This window comes from Modestobacter italicus, assembly GCF_019799965.1.
Taxonomy (GTDB): domain Bacteria; phylum Actinomycetota; class Actinomycetes; order Mycobacteriales; family Geodermatophilaceae; genus Modestobacter; species Modestobacter italicus_A.
The window spans coordinates 394,193-420,272 of the sequence record NZ_JABGCJ010000002.1 but is presented as its reverse complement, the minus strand read 5'-3'; the positions used below and the strand labels follow the sequence as shown (position 1 = coordinate 420,272).

Annotated in this window: 25 protein-coding genes; 9 read left to right on the top strand and 16 right to left on the bottom strand. The window is 75.1% G+C overall.

Annotated elements, in window-relative coordinates; genetic code table 11:
• Positions 1-115 precede the first annotated feature (115 nt).
• On the top strand, positions 116-1,129 hold the full coding sequence (locus HLA93_RS06060) for an iron-containing redox enzyme family protein (RefSeq protein WP_222193407.1): 1,014 nt from the start codon (positions 116-118) through the stop codon (positions 1,127-1,129).
• A gap of 41 nt (positions 1,130-1,170) precedes the next feature.
• Here HLA93_RS06060 and HLA93_RS06055 read toward each other — a convergent pair whose 3' ends face one another.
• From HLA93_RS06055 to HLA93_RS06025, 7 genes are all read right to left on the bottom strand, one after another.
• Positions 1,171-2,445 carry a hypothetical protein gene (locus HLA93_RS06055; protein WP_222193406.1) on the bottom strand — a complete coding sequence of 425 codons (1,275 nt, stop codon included), beginning with the start codon at positions 2,443-2,445 and terminating at the stop codon, positions 1,171-1,173.
• 110 nt (positions 2,446-2,555) lie between these two features.
• The gene (locus HLA93_RS06050) at positions 2,556-2,924 is read right to left on the bottom strand and encodes a CDGSH iron-sulfur domain-containing protein (RefSeq protein ID WP_246625832.1); all 369 of its coding nucleotides are present in this window, start codon (positions 2,922-2,924) and stop codon (positions 2,556-2,558) included.
• Positions 2,921-3,541: an FMN-binding negative transcriptional regulator gene (locus tag HLA93_RS06045; protein WP_222193401.1), complete on the bottom strand. Its 621-nt coding sequence runs from the start codon at positions 3,539-3,541 to the stop codon at positions 2,921-2,923. Before HLA93_RS06045 ends, HLA93_RS06050 begins: the two co-directional genes overlap by 4 nt.
• Positions 3,542-3,546: 5 nt before the next feature.
• Positions 3,547-6,651 (bottom strand): bifunctional [glutamine synthetase] adenylyltransferase/[glutamine synthetase]-adenylyl-L-tyrosine phosphorylase, encoded by a 3,105-nt coding sequence (locus HLA93_RS06040; protein WP_222193400.1) that lies wholly within the window; start codon positions 6,649-6,651, stop codon positions 3,547-3,549.
• A 3-nt stretch (positions 6,652-6,654) separates the two neighbouring features.
• A complete protein-coding gene (locus HLA93_RS06035; protein ID WP_222193398.1) occupies positions 6,655-7,386 on the bottom strand; it encodes a type 1 glutamine amidotransferase in 732 nt (243 codons plus the stop codon).
• 67 nt (positions 7,387-7,453) lie between these two features.
• The gene (locus HLA93_RS06030; RefSeq protein ID WP_246625831.1) at positions 7,454-8,803 is read right to left on the bottom strand and encodes a glutamine synthetase family protein; all 1,350 of its coding nucleotides are present in this window, start codon (positions 8,801-8,803) and stop codon (positions 7,454-7,456) included.
• 81 nt (positions 8,804-8,884) lie between these two features.
• Positions 8,885-10,099, bottom strand: a complete 1,215-nt coding sequence (locus tag HLA93_RS06025; RefSeq protein ID WP_222193396.1) for a L,D-transpeptidase — start codon at positions 10,097-10,099, stop codon at positions 8,885-8,887.
• A 136-nt stretch (positions 10,100-10,235) separates the two neighbouring features.
• Here HLA93_RS06025 and HLA93_RS06020 point away from each other — a divergent pair, with 136 nt between their 5' ends.
• Positions 10,236-12,089, top strand: coding sequence for an NAD+ synthase (locus HLA93_RS06020; protein WP_222193393.1), 1,854 nt, complete (start codon positions 10,236-10,238; stop codon positions 12,087-12,089).
• Positions 12,086-12,916 (top strand): 3-methyl-2-oxobutanoate hydroxymethyltransferase, encoded by an 831-nt coding sequence (gene panB / locus HLA93_RS06015; protein WP_222193392.1) that lies wholly within the window; start codon positions 12,086-12,088, stop codon positions 12,914-12,916. The genes HLA93_RS06020 and panB overlap by 4 nt, the downstream gene beginning before the upstream one ends.
• 284 nt (positions 12,917-13,200) lie before the next feature.
• Here panB and npdG read toward each other — a convergent pair whose 3' ends face one another.
• Together npdG and HLA93_RS06005 are read right to left on the bottom strand one after the other, a co-directional pair.
• Complete coding sequence (npdG, locus tag HLA93_RS06010; RefSeq protein ID WP_222193390.1) at positions 13,201-13,896, bottom strand: NADPH-dependent F420 reductase; 696 nt, start codon at positions 13,894-13,896, stop codon at positions 13,201-13,203.
• A 112-nt stretch (positions 13,897-14,008) separates the two neighbouring features.
• On the bottom strand, positions 14,009-14,197 hold the full coding sequence (locus HLA93_RS06005) for a hypothetical protein (RefSeq protein WP_222193388.1): 189 nt from the start codon (positions 14,195-14,197) through the stop codon (positions 14,009-14,011).
• A gap of 219 nt (positions 14,198-14,416) precedes the next feature.
• Here HLA93_RS06005 and HLA93_RS06000 point away from each other — a divergent pair, with 219 nt between their 5' ends.
• Both HLA93_RS06000 and HLA93_RS05995 read left to right on the top strand, forming a co-directional pair.
• A complete protein-coding gene (locus tag HLA93_RS06000; RefSeq protein ID WP_308127964.1) occupies positions 14,417-15,517 on the top strand; it encodes a GGDEF domain-containing protein in 1,101 nt (366 codons plus the stop codon).
• 61 nt (positions 15,518-15,578) lie between these two features.
• Positions 15,579-16,901, top strand: a complete 1,323-nt coding sequence (locus HLA93_RS05995) for a M24 family metallopeptidase (protein WP_222193384.1) — start codon at positions 15,579-15,581, stop codon at positions 16,899-16,901.
• Between the two features lie 12 nt (positions 16,902-16,913).
• On the opposite strand, the gene HLA93_RS05990 is transcribed toward HLA93_RS05995, so the two are convergent.
• Both HLA93_RS05990 and HLA93_RS05985 read right to left on the bottom strand, forming a co-directional pair.
• The gene (locus tag HLA93_RS05990) at positions 16,914-17,675 is read right to left on the bottom strand and encodes a potassium channel family protein (protein ID WP_222193383.1); all 762 of its coding nucleotides are present in this window, start codon (positions 17,673-17,675) and stop codon (positions 16,914-16,916) included.
• 18 nt (positions 17,676-17,693) lie between these two features.
• The gene (locus tag HLA93_RS05985) at positions 17,694-18,119 is read right to left on the bottom strand and encodes a ChaB family protein (protein WP_222193381.1); all 426 of its coding nucleotides are present in this window, start codon (positions 18,117-18,119) and stop codon (positions 17,694-17,696) included.
• Between the two features lie 131 nt (positions 18,120-18,250).
• On the opposite strand from HLA93_RS05985, the gene HLA93_RS05980 reads away from it, so the two are divergent.
• A complete protein-coding gene (locus HLA93_RS05980) occupies positions 18,251-19,273 on the top strand; it encodes a LacI family DNA-binding transcriptional regulator (protein WP_222193380.1) in 1,023 nt (340 codons plus the stop codon).
• 35 nt (positions 19,274-19,308) lie between these two features.
• Here HLA93_RS05980 and HLA93_RS05975 read toward each other — a convergent pair whose 3' ends face one another.
• The 3 genes from HLA93_RS05975 to HLA93_RS05965 form a co-directional block, all read right to left on the bottom strand.
• Positions 19,309-19,533: a hypothetical protein gene (locus tag HLA93_RS05975; protein WP_222193378.1), complete on the bottom strand. Its 225-nt coding sequence runs from the start codon at positions 19,531-19,533 to the stop codon at positions 19,309-19,311.
• 103 nt (positions 19,534-19,636) lie between these two features.
• Positions 19,637-19,894 carry a DUF2795 domain-containing protein gene (locus tag HLA93_RS05970; protein WP_222193377.1) on the bottom strand — a complete coding sequence of 86 codons (258 nt, stop codon included), beginning with the start codon at positions 19,892-19,894 and terminating at the stop codon, positions 19,637-19,639.
• 63 nt (positions 19,895-19,957) lie between these two features.
• The gene (locus HLA93_RS05965) at positions 19,958-21,085 is read right to left on the bottom strand and encodes a baeRF2 domain-containing protein (protein WP_222193376.1); all 1,128 of its coding nucleotides are present in this window, start codon (positions 21,083-21,085) and stop codon (positions 19,958-19,960) included.
• Between the two features lie 162 nt (positions 21,086-21,247).
• Here HLA93_RS05965 and HLA93_RS05960 point away from each other — a divergent pair, with 162 nt between their 5' ends.
• Positions 21,248-21,583, top strand: a complete 336-nt coding sequence (locus HLA93_RS05960; protein ID WP_222193374.1) for a hypothetical protein — start codon at positions 21,248-21,250, stop codon at positions 21,581-21,583.
• Positions 21,584-21,590: 7 nt separating this feature from the next.
• Here the strand turns inward: HLA93_RS05960 and HLA93_RS05955 are convergent, their stop codons facing one another.
• Complete coding sequence (locus HLA93_RS05955) at positions 21,591-22,016, bottom strand: MarR family winged helix-turn-helix transcriptional regulator (protein ID WP_222193373.1); 426 nt, start codon at positions 22,014-22,016, stop codon at positions 21,591-21,593.
• A 73-nt stretch (positions 22,017-22,089) separates the two neighbouring features.
• Between HLA93_RS05955 and HLA93_RS05950 the strand changes: the two genes are divergently transcribed.
• A complete protein-coding gene (locus HLA93_RS05950) occupies positions 22,090-23,184 on the top strand; it encodes a hypothetical protein (RefSeq protein WP_222193372.1) in 1,095 nt (364 codons plus the stop codon).
• Between the two features lie 9 nt (positions 23,185-23,193).
• On the opposite strand, the gene HLA93_RS05945 is transcribed toward HLA93_RS05950, so the two are convergent.
• Positions 23,194-23,598 carry a YkvA family protein gene (locus HLA93_RS05945; RefSeq protein ID WP_308127963.1) on the bottom strand — a complete coding sequence of 135 codons (405 nt, stop codon included), beginning with the start codon at positions 23,596-23,598 and terminating at the stop codon, positions 23,194-23,196.
• A 178-nt stretch (positions 23,599-23,776) separates the two neighbouring features.
• Here HLA93_RS05945 and HLA93_RS05940 point away from each other — a divergent pair, with 178 nt between their 5' ends.
• Positions 23,777-26,029 (top strand): putative bifunctional diguanylate cyclase/phosphodiesterase, encoded by a 2,253-nt coding sequence (locus HLA93_RS05940; RefSeq protein ID WP_222193369.1) that lies wholly within the window; start codon positions 23,777-23,779, stop codon positions 26,027-26,029.
• Positions 26,030-26,080 lie beyond the last annotated feature (51 nt).

The window sequence follows — 26,080 nt, the reverse complement described above, 5'->3', positions numbered from 1 at the left end:
CTGCAGCACCGCGGAGCCCCGCACCTCACCGAGGTGCGGGGCTCCGCAGCATGTGGCGCGCGACCGATGTCCCGCGGGAGGTTCCGGACGCCGACGGCCTGGGCATGATCACCCCATGCGCCTTCCCAAGCCACGGGGCCCCGTCAGCGCCGCGCTGTGCGCGGACCTCACCGCCGGGTCGACCATCAGCCCGCGCACGCTCGCCGCCGCCGAGGGGCTCACCACCTCGGCGGCCGCCCCGCTCACCGACGACGACCTGCAGCTCAGCCTGGCGATCTGCTACGAGCTGCACTACCGCGGCTTCGACGGCGTGGACGACGCCTGGGAGTGGTCGCCGGACCTGCTGCGGCTGCGCGCCCTGCTGGAACAGCGGCACCTGGCCGCGCTGCGGGAGCTCATCACCCCCGTGGAGGTCACCGACGAGCCGGTGGACCAGCAGCTGACCGCGGTGATCGACGCCGACGACGGCCCGTCGCTGTCCAGGTACCTGGCCAAGGAGGGCACCCTCGAGCAGTGGCGGGAGTACCTGACCCTGCGGTCGGTCTACCACCTCAAGGAGGGCGACCCGCACACCTGGGCGATCCCGCGCATCGGCGGGCGGGCCAAGGCGGCGATGGTGGAGATCCAGGCCGACGAGTACGGCGGCGGCGCGGTCGAGCGCATGCACAGCCAGCTGTTCGCCGGGATGATGGCCGACCTGGACCTGGACACCGGCTACGGCGCGCTCTGGGACGACGCGCCCGCGGTGGCCTTCACCTCGGTCAACACCATGTCGCTGTTCGGCCTGCACCGGGCGTTCCGGGGCGCCTGCCTGGGCCACCTGGCCGCAGTGGAGATGACCTCCTCGGAGCCCAGCCGCCGGTACTCCGCGGGGCTGCGCCGCCTCGGCTTCGGGGACCGGACCACGGTCTTCTACGACGAGCACGTGGAGGCCGACGCGGTGCACGAGCAGATCGCCTCGGTGGACATGTGCGGGTCGCTGGTCGCCGAGGACCCGTCCCTGGCCGCCGACGTCCTCTTCGGCGCGCAGTGCTCGCTCGCCCTGGACGGCCTGACCGCCGAGCACCTGCTGGGCGCCTGGCGGGCCGGCCGCTCCGGCCTGCGCGAGCAGGACCCGGTCGCCGCCTAGCGACGACCGGGTCCACTCCGGGCCCCTGCAGGGGCCCGGAGTCAGCGGAGGCCGAAGACGGACAGGGTGCCGTCGTCCTCGTTGCTGGTCACGAAGAGCCCGCGGGAGGGGATGGCGAGCAGCCCTTCGGGGGCGTCGCCGACCGGCAGCACCTGCAGCAGCTCGGGCGCGGCGTCCCGGTCGGTGTCGTAGACCAGGACGGCGTCACCGCGCTCGGAGCCGATGAAGGTGTAGTCGACCCCGCGCATGCGGGCCACCTCCGCGCCCTCGAACTCCGCGCCCTTGTCGTCGCTGCGCCCGTCGGGGTACGCCCCGGCCGCCGCGAGCGCCTGCTCGGCGGAGCCGCCGCTGCTGTAGAGCACCGTTCCGGACTGGTCGAAGACCGTCCAGCCGCGGCCGCCGGCGGGCTCGTCGGCCAGGTCGCCCTCGTCGGCGGTGACCAGGTTCCCGCGCAGGGTCCACTGGACCGCGTCGGGCTCGCGCGGGGCCACCAGCGTGTCGTCGAAGGCGATCACGTCGTCGTCGGAGGTGTCGGCGTCGGTGCGGGTGACCGTGCCGGCGGAGAACGAGCCGACCACCCGCTGACGGGCCAGGTCGACCAGCGCGACGGCGTTGTTCTCCTGCAGGGTGACCGCGGCGATGTCGCGGCCGTCGACGTCGACGAACTCCGGCTCCGGGTCCTCGGCGTACACGGCCCCCGGCAGGCCGGTCAGCTCGACCCTTGCGGCGGTCCAGGCGCTGACCGGGCCGCGCAGGTCGACCACCGAGAGGTACCCGGCCGGCAGCTGCGGCAGCCCGCCCTCCACGTCACCGACCTCGAGGTCCTCGTCGCGCTGGTTCTCGATGGCGATGGCGGCGAACACCCCGCTCGGGCCGACGTCGATCGAGTCGGGCTGGCCGCCCAGGTCGATGGTGCGCACCACCGCGCGCCGGGGCAGGTCGACGACCGCCAGGTGCCCCGAGGGCCGGGCGAGGTCGGTGGTGGTGTCGACGGCGACCAGGGCGTACCGCGCGTTGGTGAGCACGGTGACCGAGGTCGGCGAACCGCCGACGTCGATCGAGCCGAGGTCCCGCGGGGTCCCGGGACGGCTGAGGTCGACCAGGCCGATCCGGCCCAGCTCGGAGTCGGTGTAGACGACCGTGCGCCCGTCCGGGGTGGCGGAGAGGATCTCGGCGACCTCGCCACCCACCTCGACGGTGGCCAGCGGCGCGAAGGTCGCAGCCGGCGCGGCGGCGGCCGGGCCGGCAGCGGCCAGCACGGCGAGCGTGCCGAGGGAGAGGACGGCGGAGACGGGACGGAGCGGACGACGGAGCACGGGCCACCTCGGGAGTTCGGGTCAGGGTCGCCGCTGACCCTGCTGCCCGCGGGGGTGCGCCCAGTGACCGGACGGCAAACTCCCGGTGACCCGGACGAGGCGGGCCGGGATCAGCCCTGGTGCTCCTGGAAGATCCGCGCGGCCGGCCGGGGGCGGGACGGCGCGCTGCCGGAGTGGAACCCGGCCCGCTTGTGCGTGCCGTCGCAGAACGGCTTGATGCCCGACTTCCCGCACCGGCACAGCGCGACGGTCTTGCGGCCGGGGTCGATCTCGTTGCCGTCGGTGTCGACCAGCCGGAAGTCCCCGCGCACGATCAGCGGCCCGTCCCGGTAGGGCGTGATGGTCGCCGTCGGCTCGTCCGCCGGCGGCTCGTCGCGCACGGCCTCGTCGGTGACGTCGTCGGCCGCCGGGAGCTGGGCGGCGGGGGTCTGCTGGTCCTCGGGCACCGGTCCGTCGTTCCCGGCGGGAACGCCGCTCAACCCCGGTCCCCCGGGTGGGTGAGCCGCACGGCCGCGGCGGTCGCGGACTCCCCGTCGGCGAGCAGCCCGGCGACCACGCCGTCCACGTCGGCGGCCGGGCGGTTCTGCGACATCTTCCACTTGGCCTCGATGCGGCTGATCCGCACCTCGACCCCGACGATCGCCCGCAGCTGCCCGGCGACGAACCGCGGCGGCGCGTCGGTGACCGCCCACCGCTCGGCCCGGCCGGCCTCGTGCGCGTCGGTGAGGCCGGTGACGTGTGCGGCCAGCCAGTCGGGGTCGGTGTGCGCCACCAGCTCGCCGTGCACGTGGGCGACAACGTAGTCCCAGGTGGGCACCACCCGGCCGTGCTCGGCCTTCGACGCGTACCAGGACGGCGAGACGTAGGCGTCCGGTCCGCGGACGATGACCAGCACCTCCCCCACGGTGTCCCGCCACTGGGTGTTGTTCCGGGCCAGGTGGCCGGTCAGGGTGCGGGCCTGCGGGTCGTGCAGCATCGGGAGCGTGGTGGCGGTCAGCCCGTCGGGCGTGCTGCTGACCAGGTCGACCGCACCCGGTGCGGCGAGCAGCTGGGCCAGGGCGTCGTCCGGGGCGGTGAAGTGTGCGGGCACGTACACGGTGCTCAGGCCTCCTCGCGGCCGTAGAAGACCTGCTCGACCACCGTGCGGGCGTGCCGGGTGACCCGCCGGTAGTCGTCGACGAACTGGCCGGCGTCCACGTCCGGGCCGTAGCCGCAGGCGCGGGCCACCCCGTTGAGCTCCAGGCCCTGCCGGGGCAGCTGGTCGCCGGGCCGGCCGCGCACCAGGAAGACCGCGTTGCGCGCCCGGCTGGCCAGCTCCCAGGCCGCCTGCAGCGCCTCGACCTGACCGGCGTCCAGCAGCCCGGCGTCCCCGAGCGCGGTGAGCGCCTGGACGGTCGGGGTGACCTGCAGCGGAGGGTGCGTCGCGGCGTGCTGCAGCTGCAGCAGCTGCACGGTCCACTCGACGTCGGCCAGCCCGCCGCGGCCGAGCTTGGTGTGCGTGGCCGGGTCGGCGCCGCGGGGCAGCCGCTCGCTGTCGACCCGCGCCTTGATCCGCCGGATCTCGGCCACCTGCTCCGGGCTGAGCCCCTCGGCCGGGTACCGCAGCGGGTCGACCAGCGCGACGAACTCCCGGCCCAGCGCCTCGTCGCCGGCCACCGGTTCGGCGCGCAGCAGCGCCTGCACCTCCCAGGTCGAGACCCACCGCTGGTAGTACTCGGCGAAGGCGCTCAGGCTGCGCGACAGCGCGCCCTGCCGGCCCTCGGGGCGCAGGTTGGCGTCCACCTCGAACGCCGGGTCCGGCGCGGGCTCGCTGAGCAGCCGGCGCAGCGCGTGCGCCACGGCGTTGGCGACCTGGCTGGCCCGGGTCTCGTCGTGCCCGGGCCGCACCCGGTGCACGAACAGGACGTCGGCGTCCGAGCCGTACCCCAGCTCCGCCCCGCCGAGGCGGCCCATCCCGATCACCGCGAGGTCCACCGGGACGTCGGCCACGGCGGTGCCCGACTCGGCGGCCCAGCTGCGCACCGCGGCGTCCAGCCCGGCCCGCAGGGTGGCGACGGCGACGTCGTGCAGCGCCCGGCCCACCCGGTGCACGTCGAGCCGGCCGAGCAGGTCGGCGCAGGCGATCCGCAGCAGCTCCTGGCGGCGCAGCGAGCGCAGCACCCGCACCCCGGCCGTCGCGTCCCCGGCCCGGGCGACCGCCTGCCGCCAGGCGGTGCTCAGCGCCTCGGCGCTGCGCGGCTCCAGCTGGGCGTCGTCGGCCAGCAGCCGCATCGCCTCGGGCGTGCGGGTCAGCAGCCCGGCCACGTACTGGCTGGACCCGAGCAGCACGGCCAGCCGCTCGGCGGTCTGGCCCTCGTCGCGCAGCAGCCGCAGGAACCACTGGTCGTTGCCCAGCGCCTCGCTGACCTTGCGGTAGGCCAGCAGCCCGGCGTCGGGGTCGGCGCAGGAGGCGAAGGTCTGCAGCAGCACCGGGAGCAGGTAGCGCTGCATCGACGCCGAGCGGCTCAGCCCCCCGGTGAGGGCGGTCAGGTGCCGCAGTGCGCCGTCGGGGTCGGCGAACCCCAGCGCGCGCAGCCACTCCCCCGCCGCCTTCGGGCCCAGCGCCAGCTGCTCGCCGGGCACCCGGGCCACCGAGGACAGCAGCGGCCGGTAGAACAGCTTCTCGTGCAGCCGGCGCACCACCCGGGTGTGCAGCGCCAGCTCCGCCTGCAGCACGGCGACCGAGTCGCCCCGGTCGTCGGGCTTGTAGCCCAGCGAGCGCGCCAGCCAGCGCAGCTGGTCGTCGGCGACCGGGAGCAGGTGGGTGCGGCGCAGCCGGAGCAGCTGCAGACGGTGCTCCACGGTGCGCAGGAAGCGGTAGGAGGCCACCAGCGTCGCGGCGTCCTCCCGGCCGATGTAGCCCCCCGCACCCAGCACGGTCAGCGCCGGGATGGTGCCGCCGACCCGCAGCGAGACGTCGGCCCGGCCGTGCACCAGCTGCAGCAGCTGCACGCTGAACTCCACGTCGCGCAGCCCGCCCCGGCCCAGCTTCAGCTGCCGGTCGGCCTGGGCGGCGGGGATGTTCTGCTCGACCCGCCGGCGCATGGCCTGGATCTCCGCGACGAAGCCGGGCCGGTCACCGGCCTTCCAGACCAGCGGCCACAGCTGGTCGACGTACTCCCGGCCCAGCGCCGGGTCACCGGCGACCGGGCGCATCTTCAGCAGCGCCTGGAACTCCCAGGTGCTGGCCAGGGTGTCGTAGTAGGCCCGGTGCCCGGCGAGGGTGCGCACCAGCGGTCCGCGCTTGCCCTCCGGCCGCAGCGCGGCGTCGACCTCCCAGGCGGCCTCTCCGCAGATCCGCATCAGTGCGCCGGCGACCCGGGCGGCACTGGCCACCGCGGCCGCGTCGTCCGCGCCGTCCTCGACCGGCTCGGCGACGAAGACGACGTCGACGTCGCTGACGTAGTTGAGCTCCCGGCCACCGCACTTGCCCAGCCCGATCACCGCCAGCCGACAGGGGGCCGCGTCAGCCGGCTGCTCGGCCACGGCCAGCGCCAGCCCGGCGGTGAGCACCGCGCCGGCGATGTCGGCCAGCTCGCCGGCCACCTCGTCGGCGGGCAGACCATCAGCCAGATCGCGGCCGGCCAGGGACAGCACGGCGCGCAGGTACGCGTGCCGCAGGTCGCGCACCCGGGCCGGGCTGGCGTCCGGTGCGGCGCTGCCCAGCCGGACGCCCCACGGCGGGTCGTCGGGGTCGGCGCCCACCGCGAACAGCAGCTGCTGCTCCAGCTCCTGCGGGCTGGGCCGCGGCGCCGCGCGGTCCTCGACGTCCAGCACCACCCAGTCGGTCGGGTGGGCGGCCAGGTGGTCGGCCAGTCCGGCGGAGGCGCCCAGCACCGCGAGCAGCCGGGCGCGCACCCCGGCCGAGCCACGCAGCCGGGCCAGCAGCGACGCGGCGAGGCCACCGTCGGGGTCGGCGTCGTCCAGCGCCTCCACCAGGCGGGTCAGCGAACGGACGGCGAGGTCGGGGTCGCCGGCCCGGGCCAGGGCGGACACCACCGGCGCGGCCTCGGGGTCGGCCGGCTCGTTGCGGTCGAGGTCCCAGAGCCCGAGCGCCGGTGAGGCGAGCAGCCGGGCGGCCCGGGCGCCGTCGTGGAAGCCCAGCCGGACCAGCCGGACGACGGCCCGGCGGGGCACCTCGTCGTCGACCTGTGGGGCGGTCGACACGGCTCAGGCCCCGGTCGCGGCGCGGGCCCGCACCAGGTCGGCGAACCGGGCGGCGAACGGCGCCCAGACCTCGGCCAGGTCGTCGAGGACCGCGGCGGCGCGTGCGCAGATCGTCGGCACGTCCAGCCCGCTGCTGGCCACCCCGACGGCGTCCCCGGTGGCCCACTGGCGCACCAGCGCCTCGTCGGTCTCGATGTGGAACTGCAGCCCGTAGACGTGCTGCCCGACCCGGTAGGCCTGGTTCTCGTAGCGGGGGTTGCTGGCCAGCAGGGTGGCCCCGGCCGGCAGCCGGTCGACCTCGTCGTGGTGCCACTGGAGCACGTCCGGGGACAGCGGGACCGGCCCGAACAGCGGGTCGGCGTCGGCAGCGTCCCGCTTGGCGACCAGGGTGGCGCCGACCTCGGGGCCGTCCGAACCGACCCGGGTGCTGCCGCCGCCGACCTGGGCGAGCAGCTGGGCACCCAGGCAGATGGCCAGGGTCGGCAGGTCGGCCGCGATCGCCTGGCCCAGCAGGTGCCGCACCCCGACCAGCTCCGGGGAGGTCCGCTCGTCGTCCAGCGACGACTGCGGGCCCCCCATGACCAGCAGCCCGTCGAACCCGGTCAGGTCCGCCGGCAGCGGCTCCCCGGTCGACAGCCGACGCTCGTCGAGCTCGAGCCCGGCGTCCCGGAGCCACTCCCCCAGCCGGGTCGGTGGGTCGGTGTCGGAGGGGACGACGACGAGCAGGCGGGCCATGCCGAGAGGCTAGTTCCCCGCCCCGGCTGGGCAGGAACGGCCATTCCTGCCCAGCCGGGGTCCTTCCTCAGAGGCCGGGGAGGTAGCGCTTCAGCTCGAACGGCGTGACGTTCTGCCGGTAGGAGTTGAACTCCTCCCACTTGTTGCGCAGGAAGAAGTCGAAGACGTGCTCGCCCAGGGTCTCGGCGACCAGCTCGCTGCCCTGCATCGCGGTCAGCGCCTCGCCCAGGGAGACCGGGAGGTCCTCGTAGCCGGCGGCCCGGCGCTCGGTGTCGGTGAGCGACCAGACGTCGTCCTCGGCCTCGGGCGGGAGCTCGTAGCCCTTCTCGATGCCGCGCAGGCCCGCGGCCAGCAGGACGGCGAAGGTGAGGTAGGGGTTGCAGGCGGAGTCCGGTGAGCGCACCTCGACCCGCGCGGAGTTGCCCTTGTTCGGCTTGTAGGAGGGCAGCCGCACCAGCGCCGACCGGTTGGCCCGCCCCCAGGTCGCCGCGGTCGGCGCCTCGGTGCCGGCCAGCAGCCGCCGGTAGGAGTTCACCGTCTGGTTGGTGACCGCGGTCATCTCCCGGGCGTGGGTGAGCAGGCCCGCGATGAACTGCTTGCCGGTGGTCGACAGCCGCATCGGGTCGGCCGGGTCGGAGAAGGCGTTGCGGTCGCCCTCGAACAGCGACACGTGGGTGTGCATCGCCGAGCCGGCCAGCTCGGTGAACGGCTTGGGCATGAACGTGGCGTGCACGCCCTGGGCCAGCGCGACCTCCCGGACGACGTGCCGCAGCGTCATGATGTTGTCGGCCATCGACAGCGCGTCGGCGTAGCGCAGGTCGATCTCCTGCTGGCCGGGGGCGACCTCGTGGTGGCTGAACTCCACCGAGATGCCCATCGCCTCGAGCGCGAAGACCGCCTCCCGGCGGAAGTCGTGCGCCACGTTGTGCGTGGACAGGTCGAAGTAGCCGCCGACGTCGGCCGGCTCGGGCGGGCTGCCGTCGCTGGGCAGGTCCTTGAGCAGGAAGAACTCGATCTCGGGGTGGGTGTAGAAGGTGAACCCCATGTCCGCGGCCTTGGCCAGCGCGCGCCGCAGCACGTGCCGCGGGTCGGCCCACGCCGGGGAGCCGTCGGGCAGCGTGATGTCGCAGAACATCCGCGCCGTCTCACTGGCCTGCCCCCGGGAGCCGGGCATCACCTGGAAGGTGGCCGGGTCGGGCTTGGCGAGCATGTCGGACTCGTAGACCCGGGCGAAGCCCTCGATCGCCGAGCCGTCGAACCCGATCCCCTCGGCGAACGCCGCCTCGATCTCGGCCGGGGCGACGGCGACGGCCTTGAGGTAGCCCGACACGTCGGTGAACCACAGCCGCACGAAGCGGATGTCGCGCTCCTCCAGGGTGCGCAGGACGAACTCCTGCTGGCGGTCCATGGCGGTCATGCTGCACTCCGGTCGTGACGAGGGTGTTACGGCCCCCTCAGCCTGCCCCCTCCGGGTGGCCGGCGGAAGCAGGGCGCGCGGTCAGCGGGCAAGGGCGGAGCCGGCCTGCCACTGCGCCCAGTCGGCGTTCCAGTCACCGAAGCCGTCGGTCGTCTGCAGCCGGGCACCGGCCCCGGTCACCTCGACCACGTCGCCGCGGCCGAAGTGGGTGTAGAACCAGCCGGCGTCGGCGACCGAGACGTTCAGGCAGCCGTGCGAGACGTTGCGCCGCCCCTGGTCACCGACCGACCACGGGGCGCCGTGCACGAAGATCCCGGAGTTCGACAACCGCGAGGCGTACTCCACCGGCGTCTCGTAGCCGTCCGGGGAGTCCGCCGGGACGCCGTAGCTGGCCGAGCGCATGGTGTAGTGCCGCGACTGCTGCATCACCACGTAGGTGCCGCTGGGCGTCGGGCTGGAGCGCTTGCCCATCGAGGTGGGCATCGTCCGCACGAGCTGGTCGTCGACGTAGAGCCGCAGCACCAGTTCGGTCGCGTCCACCACCGCCACCCGCTTGGGCCCGACGTCGAACTCCACGTGCTCGCTGCGCTGGCCGCGGATGCCCCGGCCGACGTCCACCCCGTACAGGTCGACGTCCACCGCCACGTGCGTGTGCGCCGGCCAGTACTGCTCGGGGCGGTAGTGCACGGTGCGGTCGGACAGCCACGACCAGGACCCGGTCACCGCCGGGGTGCTGGTCACCTGCAGCCGGCGCTCCACCGCAGCCCGGTCGGTGACGTCCTCGTCGAAGGTGACCGAGATCGGCTGCCCGACACCGACGGTGCCGGTGTCCGCGGTCGGGAAGACCGAGGCCAGGGTGAGCGTGCGCGGGGCGACCGTGGCGATCGACCCGGTGGCGGTGGTCGGCGTCCCGCCGGCGTCCACGGCGGTGGCGCGCACCGCGTAGCTCGTCCCGTACGCCAGGTCGGCGGCGGCCACCCAGGAGGCGCCGGTGGGGTCCAGCGCCCCGGGCAGCACGGCGCCGTCCTCGTCGGTGACGAGCACCTCGGTGAGCGTCCCGTGCCCGGCGTCCACGTGCAGCGGGGTGACCGGGGCGACGTCGACGGCGCCCAGCGGCGGGTCGGTGCTGATCACCGCCGGCTCGACGGGCTCGGGGCTGGGTGCGGCCGAGGTGGTCGGTGCCGCAGCGGACGGCTCCCCCGCCTCGGCGCCCTGGCAGGCGGGCAGGGTGAGGACGGCGAGCGCCACGAACAGCGCGGACGGGGCGGTCGACCGGGCGGGCCGGACACCGGACATGGCAGGTCCCAGGGGCTCAGGGGGGGGGTGCGACGCCTCTCCCATCGGCAGGCCGGGCCGGCGGTGTGACGGCACCCACAGCGCACGGGGGTCCCCGCCTGGCCTCGCCGCGGGTCCGCCGACCACACTCTGGGCTGTGAGTGATCAGCAGCGGACGGCGGAGTCGACACGGCAGCTGCGGGTGGCCCTGGCCCAGGTGGACACCCGGGTCGGCGACCTGGCGGGCAACGCGGGGCTGGTGGTCGACCGGGCCCGGCAGGCGGCCGGGCGAGGCGCCCACCTCGTGGTCTTCCCGGAGATGACGCTGACCGGCTACCCGGCCGAGGACCTCGTGCTGCGTGAGTCCTTCGCCCGGGCCAGCGAGCAGGCGCTGCTCGACCTGGCCGCCACCCTGGCCGCGGAGGGCCTGGGCGACACCGCCGTCGTCGTGGGCTACCTGGCGCACACCGCGGGCAGCGGCCCGGCGCCGGTGGACCAGCCACCGACCGACGCCGACGACGCACCCGGTGACGCCAACCCCCGTCGCGGCGCCCCGCGCAACGCCGCCGCCCTGCTGCACGGCGGCGAGGTGGTGGCCCGGTACCACAAGCGGCACCTGCCCAACTACGGCGTCTTCGACGAGGCCCGCTACTTCGTGCCCGGCACCGAACTGCCCGTCGTCCGGCTGCACGGGGTCGACGTGGCGCTGACCATCTGCGAGGACCTCTGGGTGGAGGGCGGCCCGTGCGGGGTCGCCGGGCAGGCCGGGGTGGACCTCGTCGTCTCCCCCAACGCCTCCCCCTACGAGCGGGCCAAGGACGACCTGCGCCTGCCGCTGGTGCGGCGCCGCGCCGCCGAGGCCCGGGCGACGATCGTCTACTGCAACCAGGTCGGCGGGCAGGACGAGCTGGTCTTCGACGGTGACTCGCTCGCCGTCTCCCCCGACGGCGAGCTGCTGGCGCGCGCCCCCCAGTTCGTCGAGCACCTGCTGACCGTCGACCTGACGATCGACCCGACCTCCGTGCCCGACCGGCGGGAGGGCCGGCTCGGCCCGATGACGGTCACCAGGCACCTGGTCTCCGACGCACCGGTCGCCCCCTACGAGCCGCGGCCGGGCACGGTCGCCGAGCCGCTGACCGACTGCGAGGAGGTCTGGCGGGCCCTCGTGCTCGGCCTGAAGGACTTCATCGACAAGAACGGCATGCCCTCGGTGGTGCTCGGCATGTCCGGCGGGATCGACTCCGCGCTGGTCGCCGCGCTCGCCGTGGACGCCCTCGGCCCCGACCGGGTGCACGGGGTCGGCCTGCCCAGCGAGTACTCCAGCGACCACTCGCTCACCGATGCCGCGGACTCCGCACAACGGCTCGGCATGCACTACTCCGTCGTCCCGATCGCACCGATGGTGGAGGCCTACCGCGGCTCGGTGCAGCTGACCGGGGTGGCCGCGGAGAACCTCCAGGCCCGGGTCCGCGGCACGCTGCTGATGGGGCTGTCCAACCAGCACGGCCACCTGCTGCTGGCCACCAGCAACAAGAGCGAGGTCGCCGTCGGCTACTCGACGCTCTACGGCGACGCCGCGGGCGGCTTCGCCCCGATCAAGGACGTGCTGAAGACCCTGGTCTGGGACCTCGCCCGCTGGCGCAACGCCCACGCCCGGGACCGCGGCGAGGTGGAGCCGATCCCGCAGAACTCCATCGACAAGCCACCGTCGGCCGAGCTCGCCCCGGGTCAGCAGGACAGCGACTCGCTGCCCTCCTACGAGGAGCTCGACGCGGTCATCGCCGACTACGTCGACCGCGACCTCGGGATGGCCGAGCTGCTCGAGCGGGGCCACGACCCCGAGGTGGTGGCCCGGGTGCTGCGGCTGGTCGACCTGGCCGAGTTCAAGCGCCGCCAGTCCGCGCCGGGCACCAAGATCTCCTTGAAGGCCTTCGGCCGGGACCGCCGGCTGCCGATCACCAACCGCTGGCGGGAGAGCCTGCCCAGCGTCCGCGAAGGAGCAGGCGCATGACCGAGTCGGTGCTCTACGGGGGCGGCTCGACCGCCCGGGTCCGCATCCACCACCTGCGCCAGGCCAAGGAGCGCAACGAGAAGTGGGCGATGCTCACCGCCTACGACACCTACGCAGCAGCGGTGTTCGAGGAGGCCGGCATCCCGGTGCTGCTGGTCGGTGACTCCGCCGGCAACGTCGTCCTGGGCCAGGCCTCGACCGTCGCGGTGACGGTGGAGGACCTGCTGCTGATGACCAAGGCGGTCACCCGCTCGACCAAGCGGGCGCTGATCGTCGCCGACCTGCCGTTCGGCAGCTACGAGTCCGGTCCGCAGCAGGCCTTCGACACCGCGGTGCGGATGATGAAGGAGGGCGGCGCGCAGGCGGTCAAGCTGGAGGGCGGCGTCCGGGTCGCGCCGCAGATCCGGGCGCTCACCCAGGCCGGCATCCCGGTGATGGCGCACATCGGCTTCACCCCGCAGAGCGAGCACGCCCTGGGTGGCTTCCGGGTGCAGGGCCGGGGAGCCGGGGCCGAGCAGCTGCTCGCCGATGCGCACGCCGTGCAGGAGGCCGGTGCGTTCGCCGTCGTCATGGAGATGGTGCCGGCCGAGATCGCCGGGCAGGTGACCGAGGAGCTGGCCATCCCGACGATCGGCATCGGTGCCGGCGCCGACTGCGACGCGCAGGTGCTGGTCTGGCCGGACATGGCCGGGATGACCGCCGGCCGGGTGCCGAAGTTCGTCAAGAAGTACGCCGACCTGCGCGGCGAGCTGCTGCGCGCCGCCCAGGAGTACGCCACCGAGGTCCGCGACGGCGTCTTCCCGGCGCCCGAGCACTCCTTCGACTGACGTCCTCCGGAGGTCATCGCGGCCAGGAGCCGTGCCCCAGCGGGGCTGAGCCGCTTCGTCCGCCCCTCGATCGCGAGCCGGAGGCTCGCTGTGCGGGTCCGGTGCGGCGGCCGGAGGCTGCCCGCCGGGGACGCACCGAGCGGCTCAGCCCAGGCGCGAGCCGGAGGCTCGCTGTGCGGGTCCGGTGCGGCGGCCGGAGGCTGCCCGCCGGGGACGCACGGAACGGCTCCGCTCAGGCGGGTACGCCTCCTGGCCGCGGTGCGACCCGGAGGGTCGCCATGTGCTCAGACGTCGGTGATGCGGATGCCGGCGTGGGCCTTGTAGCGGCGGTTGACCGAGACCAGGTTGATCGTCAGCGCCTCGACCTGGCGGGCGTTGCGCAGCCGGCCGGCGTAGACCCCGCGCATCCCGGGGAGCCGCCCGGCCAGCGCCTGCACCAGGTCGGTGGCCTCCCGGACGTCGCCGACGACCATGACGTCGCCCTCCAGGGTGGGCGTGGAGAGGTCCTCCAGCGTCACCGCGGACAGGTGGTGGAAGGCGCCGACGACGGAGCTGTCCGGCAGCAGCACGGCCGCCTGCTGGCAGACGCTGCCCTCGGCGACGTCCAGCACGTAGGCACCGAGCTCGTCCCAGCCCATCGGCACCACGCAGTCGACGACGACCTTGCCGGCCAGCGGGGTGGCCAGCTCGGCCAGGGTCTCGGCGTGGCCGGCGAAGGGGACGGCGATGATCACCAGGTCCGCGGCGCCCGCGACGTCGGTGTTGGACCCGCCCCGCACCGACACCTCGACCCCGCCGGCCGCGGCACCGGCCCGGACGGCGACCTCGGCCGCCACCTGCTCGGCGCGCTCGGCGTCCCGGGAGCCGAGCAGCACCCGCTGCCCGGCGGCGGCCAGCCGCACCGCGAGCCCGCGGCCCTGCGGCCCGGTGCCCCCGAGCACGCCGACCACGAGGTCCTCCACCGCACGTCCGTCCGTCACGACCCCTCCAGTTCCTCGGGCGCCCTGCCGGGCCCGCCTCTGCCGAGGATCATGCCCCGGCGGCCCCGACCTGGCCGATCGGGTCGGTGACCGGCGGCGGCGTGGCGTCGGGTCAGCGCCGGCCCTCCTCCCACGCCTCGTCGGCGGCGTCCTGCTGCTCGTTGCGCTCGGCGACCTTCTCCAGCGCGGACTCCGCCTCGGCGCGGGTGGCGTACGGGCCGAGCCGGTGGCGTTCGGCGCAACCGTCCCGGTCCTCGACGGTGTGGTGCTTCAGGCAGAAGAACCAGGGGCCCTGGGTCAACGTCGCTCTCCCTCCGGATGGGTGCACGTGCGCCGTCCAGCCTGGCACCCGGAGGGCCGGCACGCCCCTCCTGTCACGGCCGCCCCAGCGGAGGCGTGAGTTCCGGAAATGACGCGCCCCAGCCGGTTATGCCCGGGGCCGGGCTGCGGCATGCTGCTGCGCATGGTGGGGGCGCAACGGCCCGGTACGGGCCATCGGCACCGCGAGCGGTCCAGACCGGTGCACGACCTGCCGCGCCCGGAGCGAGGCGGTGAGCACCGCCTGGTCGCCTGGTGCCTGGCGGCCCTGTTCTGCGCCGGCGCCGCACTGGGCTCGGTCAACCTGTTCGTCGAGGGTGCGCTGCGCGACGGGGTGAGCCGCCCGCTCTTCGCCGCTGCCCTGGGCGCCTGTCTGCTGCTCGCCGTGGGCCTGGTGGTCCGCCAGCACGCCGGGGAGGCGCTGACCGCCGTCCTGGTGCTGCTCGGTGACGCCACCTACGTGCTGCTGGCCTGGTCCACCGGCGACCCGCTGCGGCACGCGCCACCGCTCATGCTGCTGTTCGGCTGCTTCGTGGCCGCCTGGTTCCTGGGCACCCGGGCCCTGGCCGTGCACATGCTGGCGGTGGTGGCCGCCTGCTGGGTCGCCCTGGCCGGCAGCTACCCGAGCACCCCGTTGCTGCTGGTGCACGTGGCGGTCAGCGCCGCCACCCTCGACGTCGCGACGCTGGGGGTGTTCCTGCTGCGCCGCCGGGTGCAGCGGCTGCTGGCCGTCACCCAGGAGATGTCCTCCACCGATCCGCTGACCGGGCTGGCCAACCGTCGGTCGCTGGTCGACCAGGCACCACGCATCTGGCGCCAGGCCCGCCGTGACGGCCAGCGGGTGGGTGCCCTGGTGCTCGACCTGGACCACTTCAAGCGGCTCAACGACGAGTTCGGTCACGCCGTCGGCGACGCGGTGCTGCGCAGCGTCGGGTCGGCACTGGCGGCCTCCGTGCGCCCACCGGACGTGCTGGCCCGCACCGGCGGGGAGGAGCTGGTCGTGCTCGGCCTGGTCGCCGACCCGAGCGAGGCGCGGCGGCTCGCCGAGCGGCTCCGCCTGGCGGTCAAGGGCAGCGTGGCCGGTCAGCAGCGGCAGGTGACCGTCTCCATCGGGGTGGCGCTGACCGGCCCGACGGACGGCGAGGACCCCACCGACGCCCTGTGGCGGCTGGTCGACCGGGCCGACGCGGCCATGTACCAGGCGAAGCAGGGGGGTCGCGACCGGGTCGCGGTGGCCGGCAGCACGGTCGTCCCGTTCCGTCGGGTCGGCAGCTCCCACCCGACCGCCGGGGGCATGGCCTGACGGGCCGCCCGGCGCGGGCGCAGTCCGAGCGGGACGGCGGCCGGTCTGATTTCCTGCCTGCATGACCGTGATCGCCGAGCGAGCCACCCCGGACCCCACCCGTACGGTGCCCCTCCCGCTCCGGGACCAGGCCGACGTCCGCGACCGCTGGCTGACCCAGCGGCTGCTGGACCTCCTCCCCGGGCTGATGGACCGCGCCGGGATCGACCTGTGGGTGGTCATCGGCCGGGAGTACAACGAGGACCCGGTGCTCCCCACGCTGCTGCCGGCGACCTGGCTGTCCGCGCGGCGGCGCACGATCCTGATGTTCCACCGCAGCGACGACGGGGTCACCGCGGTCGCCGTCTCCCGGTACCCGGTCGGCCAGTTCCTCCCGGCCTGGGAGGCCGACGACCAGCAGGGGCTGTCCGCCGAGGACGCGCAGTGGGCGGCGGTCCGCCGGTTCGTCGACCAGGCCGCGCCGCGCACCATCGGCGTCGACGTCTCCCGGGTGTTCGCCCACGCCGACGGGCTCTCGCACACCGAGCACCAGCTGCTGGTCGAGGCCCTGGGCCCGCACGCGGAGAAGCTGGTGTCGGCCGAGGCGCTGGCGGTCGGCTGGCTGGAGACCCGGCTGCCGGAGGAGATCGGCGCGCTGCACGCGATGAACCGGCTGGTGCACGAGGTGATCGACGAGGCCTTCTCCCCCGCCGTGATCACCGTCGGGGAGACCACTGCCCTGGACGTCGCCTGGTGGATCCGCCAGCGCTTCGCCGACCTCGGCGTCGACCCCTGGTTCCAGCCCACGGTCGGCCTGCAGCGGGCCGGCAGCCCCCTGGCCGACGAGCGCGGCACCGTGCTGCCCGGCGTGCCCTACGACGCCGTCGTCCAGCCGGGCGACCTGGTGCACTGCGACGTGGGGCTGTCCAGCCTGGGCCTGATGACCGACACCCAGCGCAACGCCTACGTGCTGCGCCCCGGCGAGACCGCCGCGCCGGCCGGGCTGGTCGCCGCCCTCGGCGTCGGCAACCGCATGCAGGACCTGACCACGGCCGAGCTGCGCCCCGGCCGCACCGGTGACGAGGTGCTCGCCGCGGCCCGGGCCGCCGCGGCGGCAGCCGGCATCGACGGCGACGTCTACTCCCATCCGGTCGGCGTGCACGGCCACGGTGCGGGACCGGCGATCGGCATGTGGGACCAGCAGGACGGCGTCCCAGGAGCGGGGCAGGCTCCCGTGCACCTGGACACCGTCTACGCCCTGGAGCTGTGCGTGCGGGTACCGGTGGCCGAGTGGGGCGGTCAGCTGGTCCGGATGGCGCTGGAGCAGGGCATCGCGCTCACCGAGGCCGGGGTGGAGTACCTGGACCGGCGGCAGACCGAGCTGATCCTCGTCCCGTCGGCCTGACCTGAACGCAGGTCAGCCGGCGGACGACGGCCCGCCGGCGGCCAGCTCGGCGCGCAGCCGCCGCACCTCCTCGGCCAGCGCCCGCACCTCGGCCCGCATCGCCTCGTCGGCGGCGGCGTCCGCGGCGTCGTCCTCGGCGCGTGCCGCGTCGGCGACCCGGCCGACGAACCAGGAGGCGACGGCGGCGGTGACCACACCCAGCAGGGCGATGCCGCCGACCATGAGCAGCCCCGCCACCAGCCGGCCCTCGGTGGTGACCGGGTACTCGTCGCCGTAGCCGACCGTGGTGATCGTGGTCAGCGCCCACCAGACCGCGTCCCCGTAGCTGGTGATCTGCGCGTCCGGGGCGCCGCGCTCGGCGTCGTAGGCGGCCAGTGAGGCCATGAAGACCACCAGCGAGGCGGTGAGGGTGACATAGGCGGCCACCCGGCCGTGCAGGGTGGCGGTGAGCCGGCGGTCCAGCACCCGCGCGACCCGTACCAGGCTGACGATGCGCAGCGGCCGCAGCAGCGGCAGCAGGACGGCGACCCCGTCGACCCAGTTCTGCCGGACGAACCGCCACCGGTGCTCGGCCAGCACCAGCCGCAGCAGGTAGTCCGCCAGGAACACCGGCCAGGTCACCAGCGTCACCACCGTCAGCACGGTGCGCAGCCAGCCGGGCAGGTCCGGCCGCAGCACTCCCCAGGCGTAGGCCACCACGAACAGCAGGGCCAGCACCACCAGCGGCCACTGGCTGACCTCTTCGTAGCGCCGGCGCAGGTCCTCCCGAGTCACCCGGTCAGTCTGGCCGGGTCACTTCCGGCGGGCCTCGGCGGTCTTCCGGTCGTTCGACTCCTGCAGCGCGTCGGCCAGCTCCTCCTTGTCCATCGTCGACCGGCCCTCGATGCCGGCGTCCTTGGCCAGGTCGTAGAGGTGGGCCTTGGAGGCGTTGGCGTCGACCCCGCCCAGGCTGCGCAGGTCGGTGTCGGCGTTGCCCTCGGCCGACTGCTGGTCGCTGGGCCCCTTGTGGTCCTTGGGCTCCCAGTGGTCGCCCACCTTCTCGTGGGTGTGCTTGACCGCGCCCCAGGCGACCCGGTTGGCTCGCTGCTCGTCGCCGTACTCCTCCGCGGCCGAGTCGTGTGCCTTGGCGAAGGTGCGCTGCGCCTTCTCGTCCGAGCGCTGCAGGGTGCTGGGGATCTCGTCCTGCTCCGCGTCGCCGCTCTTCGTCGTCTTCGGCATGGTGACTCCTCTCTCCGGCCGCTGGGCTACCCGGAGCACGGCGGTGGCATGCCCGTGCGAGGCCGCAGGCGGCGCAGGCGCGGCCGACCGCGGTGCGCGCCCTAGGCTGTCGGCCGGATGAGGAGGACCCAGTGACCGACACCCAGGCCCGCGGGGTCACGATCGCGACCATCGCCGCGGAGGCCGGGGTCTCCGTGCCCACGGTCTCCCGCGTCCTCAACGGGCGCTCCGACGTCGCCCCGCACACCCGGGAACGGGTGGAGCAGCTGCTGCGCGACCACGGGTACCGGCGCCGCGGCGGCCGGACGAGCACGACGGCGCGCCTGATCGACCTGGTCTTCAACGACCTGGACAGCCCCTGGGCGGTGGAGATCATCCGGGGCGTGGAGGACGCCGCCCACGCCGAGGGGGTGGGCACGGTGGTCACCGCCATCCACCGCCGGGCCAGTGACACGCGCAGCTGGCTGGACAACCTCGCCGGCCGGGCCAGCGACGGGGCGATCCTGGTGACCAACGAGGTCGACCCCACGCTGGCGGCAGAGCTGCGGCGGCTGCACGTCCCCGCGGTGGTCATCGACCCGGCCGGCGTCCCGGCGATGGACGTGCCCACGATCGGCGCCACCAACTGGGCCGGTGGGCTCAGCGCCGCCGAGCACCTGATCGGGCTCGGGCACCGGCGGATCGGGGTGATCGCCGGCATCCCGGCGCTGCTCGCCAGCCGCGCCCGGCTGGACGGGCACCGCGCCGCGGTGGAGGCAGCCGGGCTCACCGTCGACCCGGACCTCGTGCTGGTCGGCGACTTCGAGCACGAGTCGGGGTTCCGGCTCGGCGCCCAGCTGCTGGCCCACCCCGAGCCGCCGACGGCGATCGTGGCGGCGAACGACCAGATGGCCCTGGGCGCCTACGAGGCGGTGCGGCAGCGGGGTCTGCGGGTGCCCGAGGACGTCAGCGTGGTGGGCTTCGACGACCTGCCGGGTGCCCGCTGGTCCTCTCCCCCGCTGACCACCGTGCACCAGCCGCTGTCGGAGATGGGTGCGCTGGCCGCGCGCACCGTGCTGCGGCTGGTCCGCGGTGAGGAGCTGGAGGTGCCGCGGCTGGAGCTGGCCACGGCGCTGGTGGTCCGGGAGAGCACGGCACCGCCCCGGGGGCGGTGAGCCCCCGGGGCGGTGCGGTCGGTCGGCGGTGCGGGTCAGTCGGCGGTGTCGGAGGACTGCCGGTGACCGCCCTGGGCGTCGTCGGCGTCCGCGTGCACGGTGCGCTCCTCGGACTCGGCCAGGATGACCGCGGCCTGCTTCTCCGGGTCGGCGCTCGGCCCGCTGGAGCGCTCCTCGGGCAGCAGCTGCGCCCGGGTCTCGACGTTGTGCTCGGTGACGTTGGCGATCGCCTCGGGCGAGGGGTCCTTCATGTCGGGCATGACGTCCCCTTACCCCGCTCTCCATCGGCGACACCGTTCCACCTGGCCCCCTTGCAGGGTCCCGCCACGAGCCTGCGAGTGGTGGGGGCAAGGGGGCCCTTCATCAGAAGCGCTGCTGCTCCGTGTGGATGCCGAGGGCCTCGGCGACCTCCTGCACGTTGGTGAACTCCGCGTGCGCCGGCAGGCGGTCCAGCGAGGCGAGCACCCGGTCGGGGGCGTTGGACTCCCGGGCCTTGGCCACGAGGGCGTCCTTGTCGGCCGGCCACACCTCCTTGCCCAGCGCTTCGGCGATGGCGGCCCGGTGCTCGATGTCGGCCGGGTCGGTGCCCGGGGACGTCGCAGGCTGGTGGGGGTCGGTCATGAGGTGGTGCTCCGTTCTCTCGTGCGGCCGCGTCGCGGCCGGCGGATGGGGTGCCGACCGGGGTCAGCTGGGGGTGGAGTCGTCGGTGTAGCGGAGGACGGCGGCCACCGGGATGTCGCCGGGCATGGCCGTGCGGGGCACGACGACGACCGCGGCGTCGCTGCCGACCGCGGCGCGCAGCAGGGCCTGGTCGGCCGGGACGCGCTGGGCGTCACCGACCCCCAGCGCGGTCATGTCGTCGGCGCCCACCCCGAGCTGGAGCTGGTCGGGGCCGATGAACAGCTGCTCGTCGTCGAGCTGGTCGGCGAGCACGAGCGTCTCGACCTGGGCCTTGCGCAGCGCCTCGACGACCAGCGCCGTCCCGGTCACGGCGAGGCCGTGGGCCGAGGCCGCCTGCACGCGCTCGACCGCCTGGGCCTGCTCGTGGGCCTCGTGCTCGGCGACCAGCTCGATGGCGCGCTGCTCCACGACCTCCCGGTCGGCACCGGCGGCCCGGCCGCCCTCCTCGATCGAGACGAGGACGGCGCCGACCTCGTGGCTGGCCTTGTCGCTGATCAGCTGGCGGGCCCGCACGTCGCCGGCGACCAGGACGAACTGGGCCTTGTCGCGGGTGACCAGCGAGTGGAGCTCGTCGGCGACCCGGCCGGCGTTCTCCTCCCACTGGTTCTCCGCGGTGTGCATGTAGGTGTTGTGGGCCCAGCCGCCCACCTTCACCTTGCGGGCGTGGAAGTCGTCGCCCTCGATGGTGTCCTGGTCCTCGGGCTGCCCGGCCAGGGTGGCCACCGCGATGTCGGCGCCGATCCGGTCGGCGAACACGACCACGTGTGGCACGCGGCCGGCGAGCTGGCGGAGCACCGGCATCAGGTCCGGGCTGGGCGACCAGCGGGCGACCGGGTCGCGCGGCGCGTCGGCGAGGACCTCGTCCAGCACGACCGAGCCGTCGGCGGCCACGATCAGCGCGCGGCCGCGCAAGGTGGCGAGCTGCCCGCCGTCGTTGGTCTGCAGGAGACGCTCGCGCACCGCGTCGACGACCTGTTCCGGCGCGCCCTGCTCGACCAGCTGCTCGGCCACCGCCCGGACCCGGAGACCCACCTCGGCGTCGGCGTTCTCGGTGTTGTGGGTGATGTCGGCGCAGACCGTGGCGTAGGGGCCGGAGGCTGCGAAGACCGGCTGCAGGAAGGTCACGTCCATGGGACGGGGAGCTCCTTCACGTGTTCGGGGTACGGGGGCCGTGGCTCGGCCCGTGCGTCGTCGCGGCCTACCCACCGGTCCGGCCGGTTCACACCCGTGTGTCATCCCGGCCGCGCCGGGTAGCCGGTCCCGGACCCGTTCCCGCGATCGGAAGGAGCCGGGATGCCCGAGCACGACACCCTCCCGCTGCCCGACTACGACCACCTGCCCGTGGGGAGCCTCACCTCCCGCATCCGCACGCTGGACGCCGACGACCTCCGGACGTTGCTGAGCTACGAGAAGTCCCACGCCAACCGCATCCAGGTGGTGCAGGCGATGGACCACCGGCTCGGCCAGCTGGCGGAGGGCGTGCAGCCCTCCGGCGGCGACCCGGCCGGCGCCCAGCCCGAGCAGGCCCCCGCACCCTCCGGCGGCTCGCCGGTCTCCGAGGCGACCACCGGCCCGCCGGTGAACCCGCCGTCGCAGGGCGACCCGACCAACCCGGCGCAGCCCCGCTGAGGGCCGGTCAGTCGGGCTCGGCGGCGTTGTAGCGCCGCAGGGCCGCCTCGAAGGCGGCCAGCTCCTCGTCGCTCCACGCCGCCACCCGGCGGGCCAGCTCGGCCTGCCGGGCGGCGGCTGCCTCGTCGAGCAGGGCTCGGCCGGCGGCCGTGACGCTCAGCCGCCGGCCTCGCCCGCGCGAAGCGTCGCCGGCCCGGGTCACCAGCCCGCGCCGTTCCAGGTCGCCCACCTGTCGGCTGACCGTCGACCTGTCCAGCCGGTAGAGGTCGGCGAGGTCGACGCTGCGGCAGCCGCCCGCGGCGCTGATCGAGCTGAGCATCGAGTACGCGACGAACGGCAGCTCCCGGTGCAGTCGCTCCGGGAGGCCGCGCACCCGGCGGGCGAAGACGGTCAGCTCGCGCTGGACCCCTGCCGCGATCGTCTCCCGGTCCATCGACCACCTCCGAAGGTTGTATTGTGCAACTCGTCGTTTGAGTTGCCACTTACAACACAGTGAGGACGGCGCAGTGACCGCGCACGCAGCAACCGAGGTGCCCCCCGTCCGCACGGTGGTCCGGCACCTGCTCAGCCACCTCGTCGTGCCGGTCCTGCTGGCGACGGGGATGGCCCTGGCCTATCTCGGCGCCTTCCACCAGCCCGAGCCGCACGGCGTCCGGCTCGACGTCGTCGGCACCGGCCCGCAGGTCGCCGTGCTGGCGCAGACGCTGCAGGACGGGTTCGGCGACGCCGCCGCCGTGCGCACCGTGGCCGGCGTCGAGGAGGCGCGGGCCGAGCTGGAGCACATGGAGATCGCCGGGGCCTACGTGCCCGACGCCGACCGGCCTGCCCTGCTGATCGCCAGCGCCGCGTCGGACACCACCGCGACGATCGTGCAGCGGATGCTCGCCCCGGTCGCCCTCGACCAGGGGCTGCCGCTGCAGGTCACCGACGTCGTCCCCACCGCCGACACCGACCCCACCGGGCAGGGGGCGTTCTTCTACCTGGTCGCCCTGTCGGTGGGCGGCTACAGCGCGGCGATCGCGATCGGCGCGGCGGGCGCCCGCCTGCGCATGCGACTGCGGCTGCTCTTCGGGCTCGGCGCCGCCGCGGTCATCGCGACGGTCGCCACCGTGGTCGCCGGGCCGCTCTACGGCGCGCTGCCGGCCGCGGTGCCGCAGATCGGCCTGCTGGCCTGGCTGTACGTCACCGCCGTCGTCTGGATCGGTGTCGGGCTGCACTCCTTCCTCGGCCGGTGGACGACGCTCACCGTGGTCGGCCTGTTCGTGATGCTGAACTTCACCTCCGCCGGCGGTGTCTTCGCCCCGGCGGTGCAGCCGGGCTTCTTCGCCTCGCTGCACGGCTTCTGGATCGGCTCCGGCCTGGTCGAGGCGGCCCGCCGGCTGCTGTACTTCCCCGCGCTCGGCGTCGGCGCGCAGGTGCTCACCGTCGCGCTGTGGGCCGTCGCCGGCCTGATCCTGGCGGCCGTCGCGGGCCATGTGGAGCGCCGGCGGATCGCCGCCACCCCCGCCCCCGGCAACCCGGCCGACGCCGCCCGGCGGACCGACGACGGCGCGGCCGAGGACCGCACCGAGGAGGAGATCGAGGAGGCCGTCGGCGTCTGAGTCGCGGCCCTACGCCTCCGGGGCGCCCGCGGGGCCCAGCAACCGCTCGAGGACCCGGCGCTCCCCCGGCCAGGCCGCCAGCAGCACGTCCCGCGGGACCCGGCGGCCGGCGTAGCGCAGCGCCAGCGCCACCACCACGACGTCGTCCAGCGGGCCGATGACCGGCAGGAACTCGGGGATGAGGTCGACCGGCGAGAGCACCCATAGACCGGCGAGGAGCAACGCCCCCTTCGCCCGCCGCGGCACCGCCGGGTGCCGGCGCAGCCGCCGCACAGCGGTCACCGAGTCCGGGAGGAACCGGGCCAGGTCACGGGCGATGCCCGGCGGCAGCCGGCGGGCCAGCAGCACCAGCACCGACCAGCTCAGCAGCACGACGACGGCGGCCACGGCCAGACCCCGCCACCAGGCCTCCACGGCACCATCCTGGCGCAGCCGGGGCCGCGGACGGCCTGCAGGGCGGGGACGAGACCGGCCGTCCGGAGCCCACCGCGCGGCCGGGCCGGGCGATCCGCCGTCGTCCCCGGAGTGCTCCATCGGGTGAATCCGCAGGATCGCGCTTCACCCGGCTCCGACGGCACCCGATGACTGCAGCATGCCCGCAGCCCGCAGCCCGCAGCTCCTCGCCGGGGTGCCGCGCGGGCTGGCCTGCACCGTCGGCGTCCTGGCCGGCGCGCAGGTCGCGCTGGCGCTCTCCCCCGGCCGCGAGCTCGCCGGTGGGGTCGTGCTGCTGGCCCTCGCGCTCGCCCTCCAGCTCGCCGTGGCCGTGCTGCTGGTCTGGCGGGCCCGTCGCGCCGGTGACGACCGCTCGCTGTGGCAGCGCCTGGCCATCGCCACCGGGCTGGTCTCCGGCGGGCTGGCCACCGCCACCGCGCTCACCGCGGGCCACGGCGCCGGCGCCGCCACCACCGTGCCGCTGGCCGTGGCCCACCTCGCCGCGTTCCCGTTGGTCTACGGCGGGATGGTGCTGTGGAACCGGGACAGCACGGCCGTCGCCGACCCGAGCGACACCTTGCTCGGTGTCGCCGCCGTGCTGGCCGTCGTCGCCGTCACCGACACCGTGCTCGGCCACGTCGGCGGCGGCCTGGCGACGGCCTCCTGGTGGCAGGTGCAGCCGGCGCTGGCGCAGACGGCTGCGGGGCTGGTGCTGCTGGGCACGGCCGCGACGGTGCCCTTCATCTCCGGGATGTCCCGCGACCCGCGCGCCTGGTGGCTGACGGCGGCGCTGGCCGCCCAGGTGGTCGCCGGCACGGCCGTCGCGACGGGCCACCCGCAGGGCTGGGCGGCGGCCGCCGTCGGTGCGTGCTGCCTCTGTGTGGCCGCCGTCCGCCGGCCCACCCCGGTCCCCCGGACGACGACCGACCCCTCGACCACGACCATCGGCGCCTTCGTGGTGCTCATCGCCTCGACCGTGGTGCTGGTGGTGCTGGCGCTGTGCGACGCCGGTGCCACCGCGGCCTGGTGCGGCGGCATCGCCGCGACCGGTGCCGGCATCCGGCTGCTGCTCAACGTCCGTGACCTGGCCCAGCTGACCCAGAGCCGCCGGGAGGCGCTCACCGACGACCTCACCGGCCTGGCCAACCGGCGGGCCGTGCTCCGCCGGGTGGAGGAGCTGTGCGTGCAGGGCACCCCCCTGGTGGTCGGCGTGCTGGACCTGGACAAGTTCAAGGAGGTCAACGACGGCCTCGGGCACTCGGCCGGCGACGACCTGCTGCGCCTGGTGGCGCAGCGACTGCAGCACGTGCTCGCGACCGGCGACTCGCTCGGCCGGCTCGGCGGCGACGAGTTCGCGCTCATCGCCCAGGTGGCGCCGGGGACGTCACCGGCCGACCGCGCCGCTGCCCTGGACCGGGACCTGCAGCACTGGATGGCCGCGCCGTTCGAGGTCGGCGGCCTGACCGTGCACGTCGCGCTCAGCCTCGGGCTGACCTGCCACGCCGGGGCACCCGTGCCGCCGGCGGCACTGCTGCGCCAGGCCGACGCCGCGATGTACGACGCCAAGCGGTCGGGCAGCCGGGTCGTGCACTACGAGGCCGACCGGCACGGCGACAGCAGCGGCCGGCTGGCGCTGGTCGAGGAGCTCCGGGCCGGCGTGCTGGGCGGCGAGCTCGTGCTGCACCACCAGCCGCAGGTCGACGTGGCGACCGGGCGCACCGTGGGCGTCGAGGCGCTCGTCCGCTGGGCGCACCCGACCCGCGGGCTGTTGCAGCCCGGCGAGTTCCTGCCGCTGGCCGAGGTGCACGGGCTGATGGGCCCGCTGACCAACGAGGTGCTGGCCCAGGCCGTCGCCCAGGCGGCGACCTGGCACCGGGCGGGCCGCGAGCTGCGGGTCTCGGTCAACCTCTCGGCCAGCAACCTGCTGGACACCGGCCTGCCGCAGCGGGTCGCCGACCTGTTGCGGGCGCACGCCCTGCCGCCGTCCGCGCTGGTGCTGGAGGTGACCGAGACGGTGCTGCTCAGCGACCCCGAGCGCAGCCTCGCCGTGGTCGCCGCGCTCGCCGACCTCGGGACGACGGTGAGCATCGACGACTTCGGCACCGGCTACGCGTCCCTGACCTACCTGCACCAGCTCCCGGTGGCCGAGCTGAAGCTGGACCGCTCGTTCACCGCCGACCTGCTCACCGACGCCCGGGCGGCGGCGATCGTGGCCAGCACCGTCCGGCTGGCCCACCAGCTGGGCCTGCGGGTGGTCGCCGAGGGCGTCGAGGACCCGGCCACGCTGGTGCACCTGCGTGCGCTGGAGTGCGACGAGAGCCAGGGCTTCCTGCACTCCCCGCCGCTGCCGGCCGCGGAGCTGGAGGCCTGGCTCGCCGTCCGTGAACGCCTGCGCGCCGGCGTCCGGGCCTGACACCAGCGGGAGCCCTGACGCCCGTTGTGGCGGGAGAGGTCAACGCGAGAC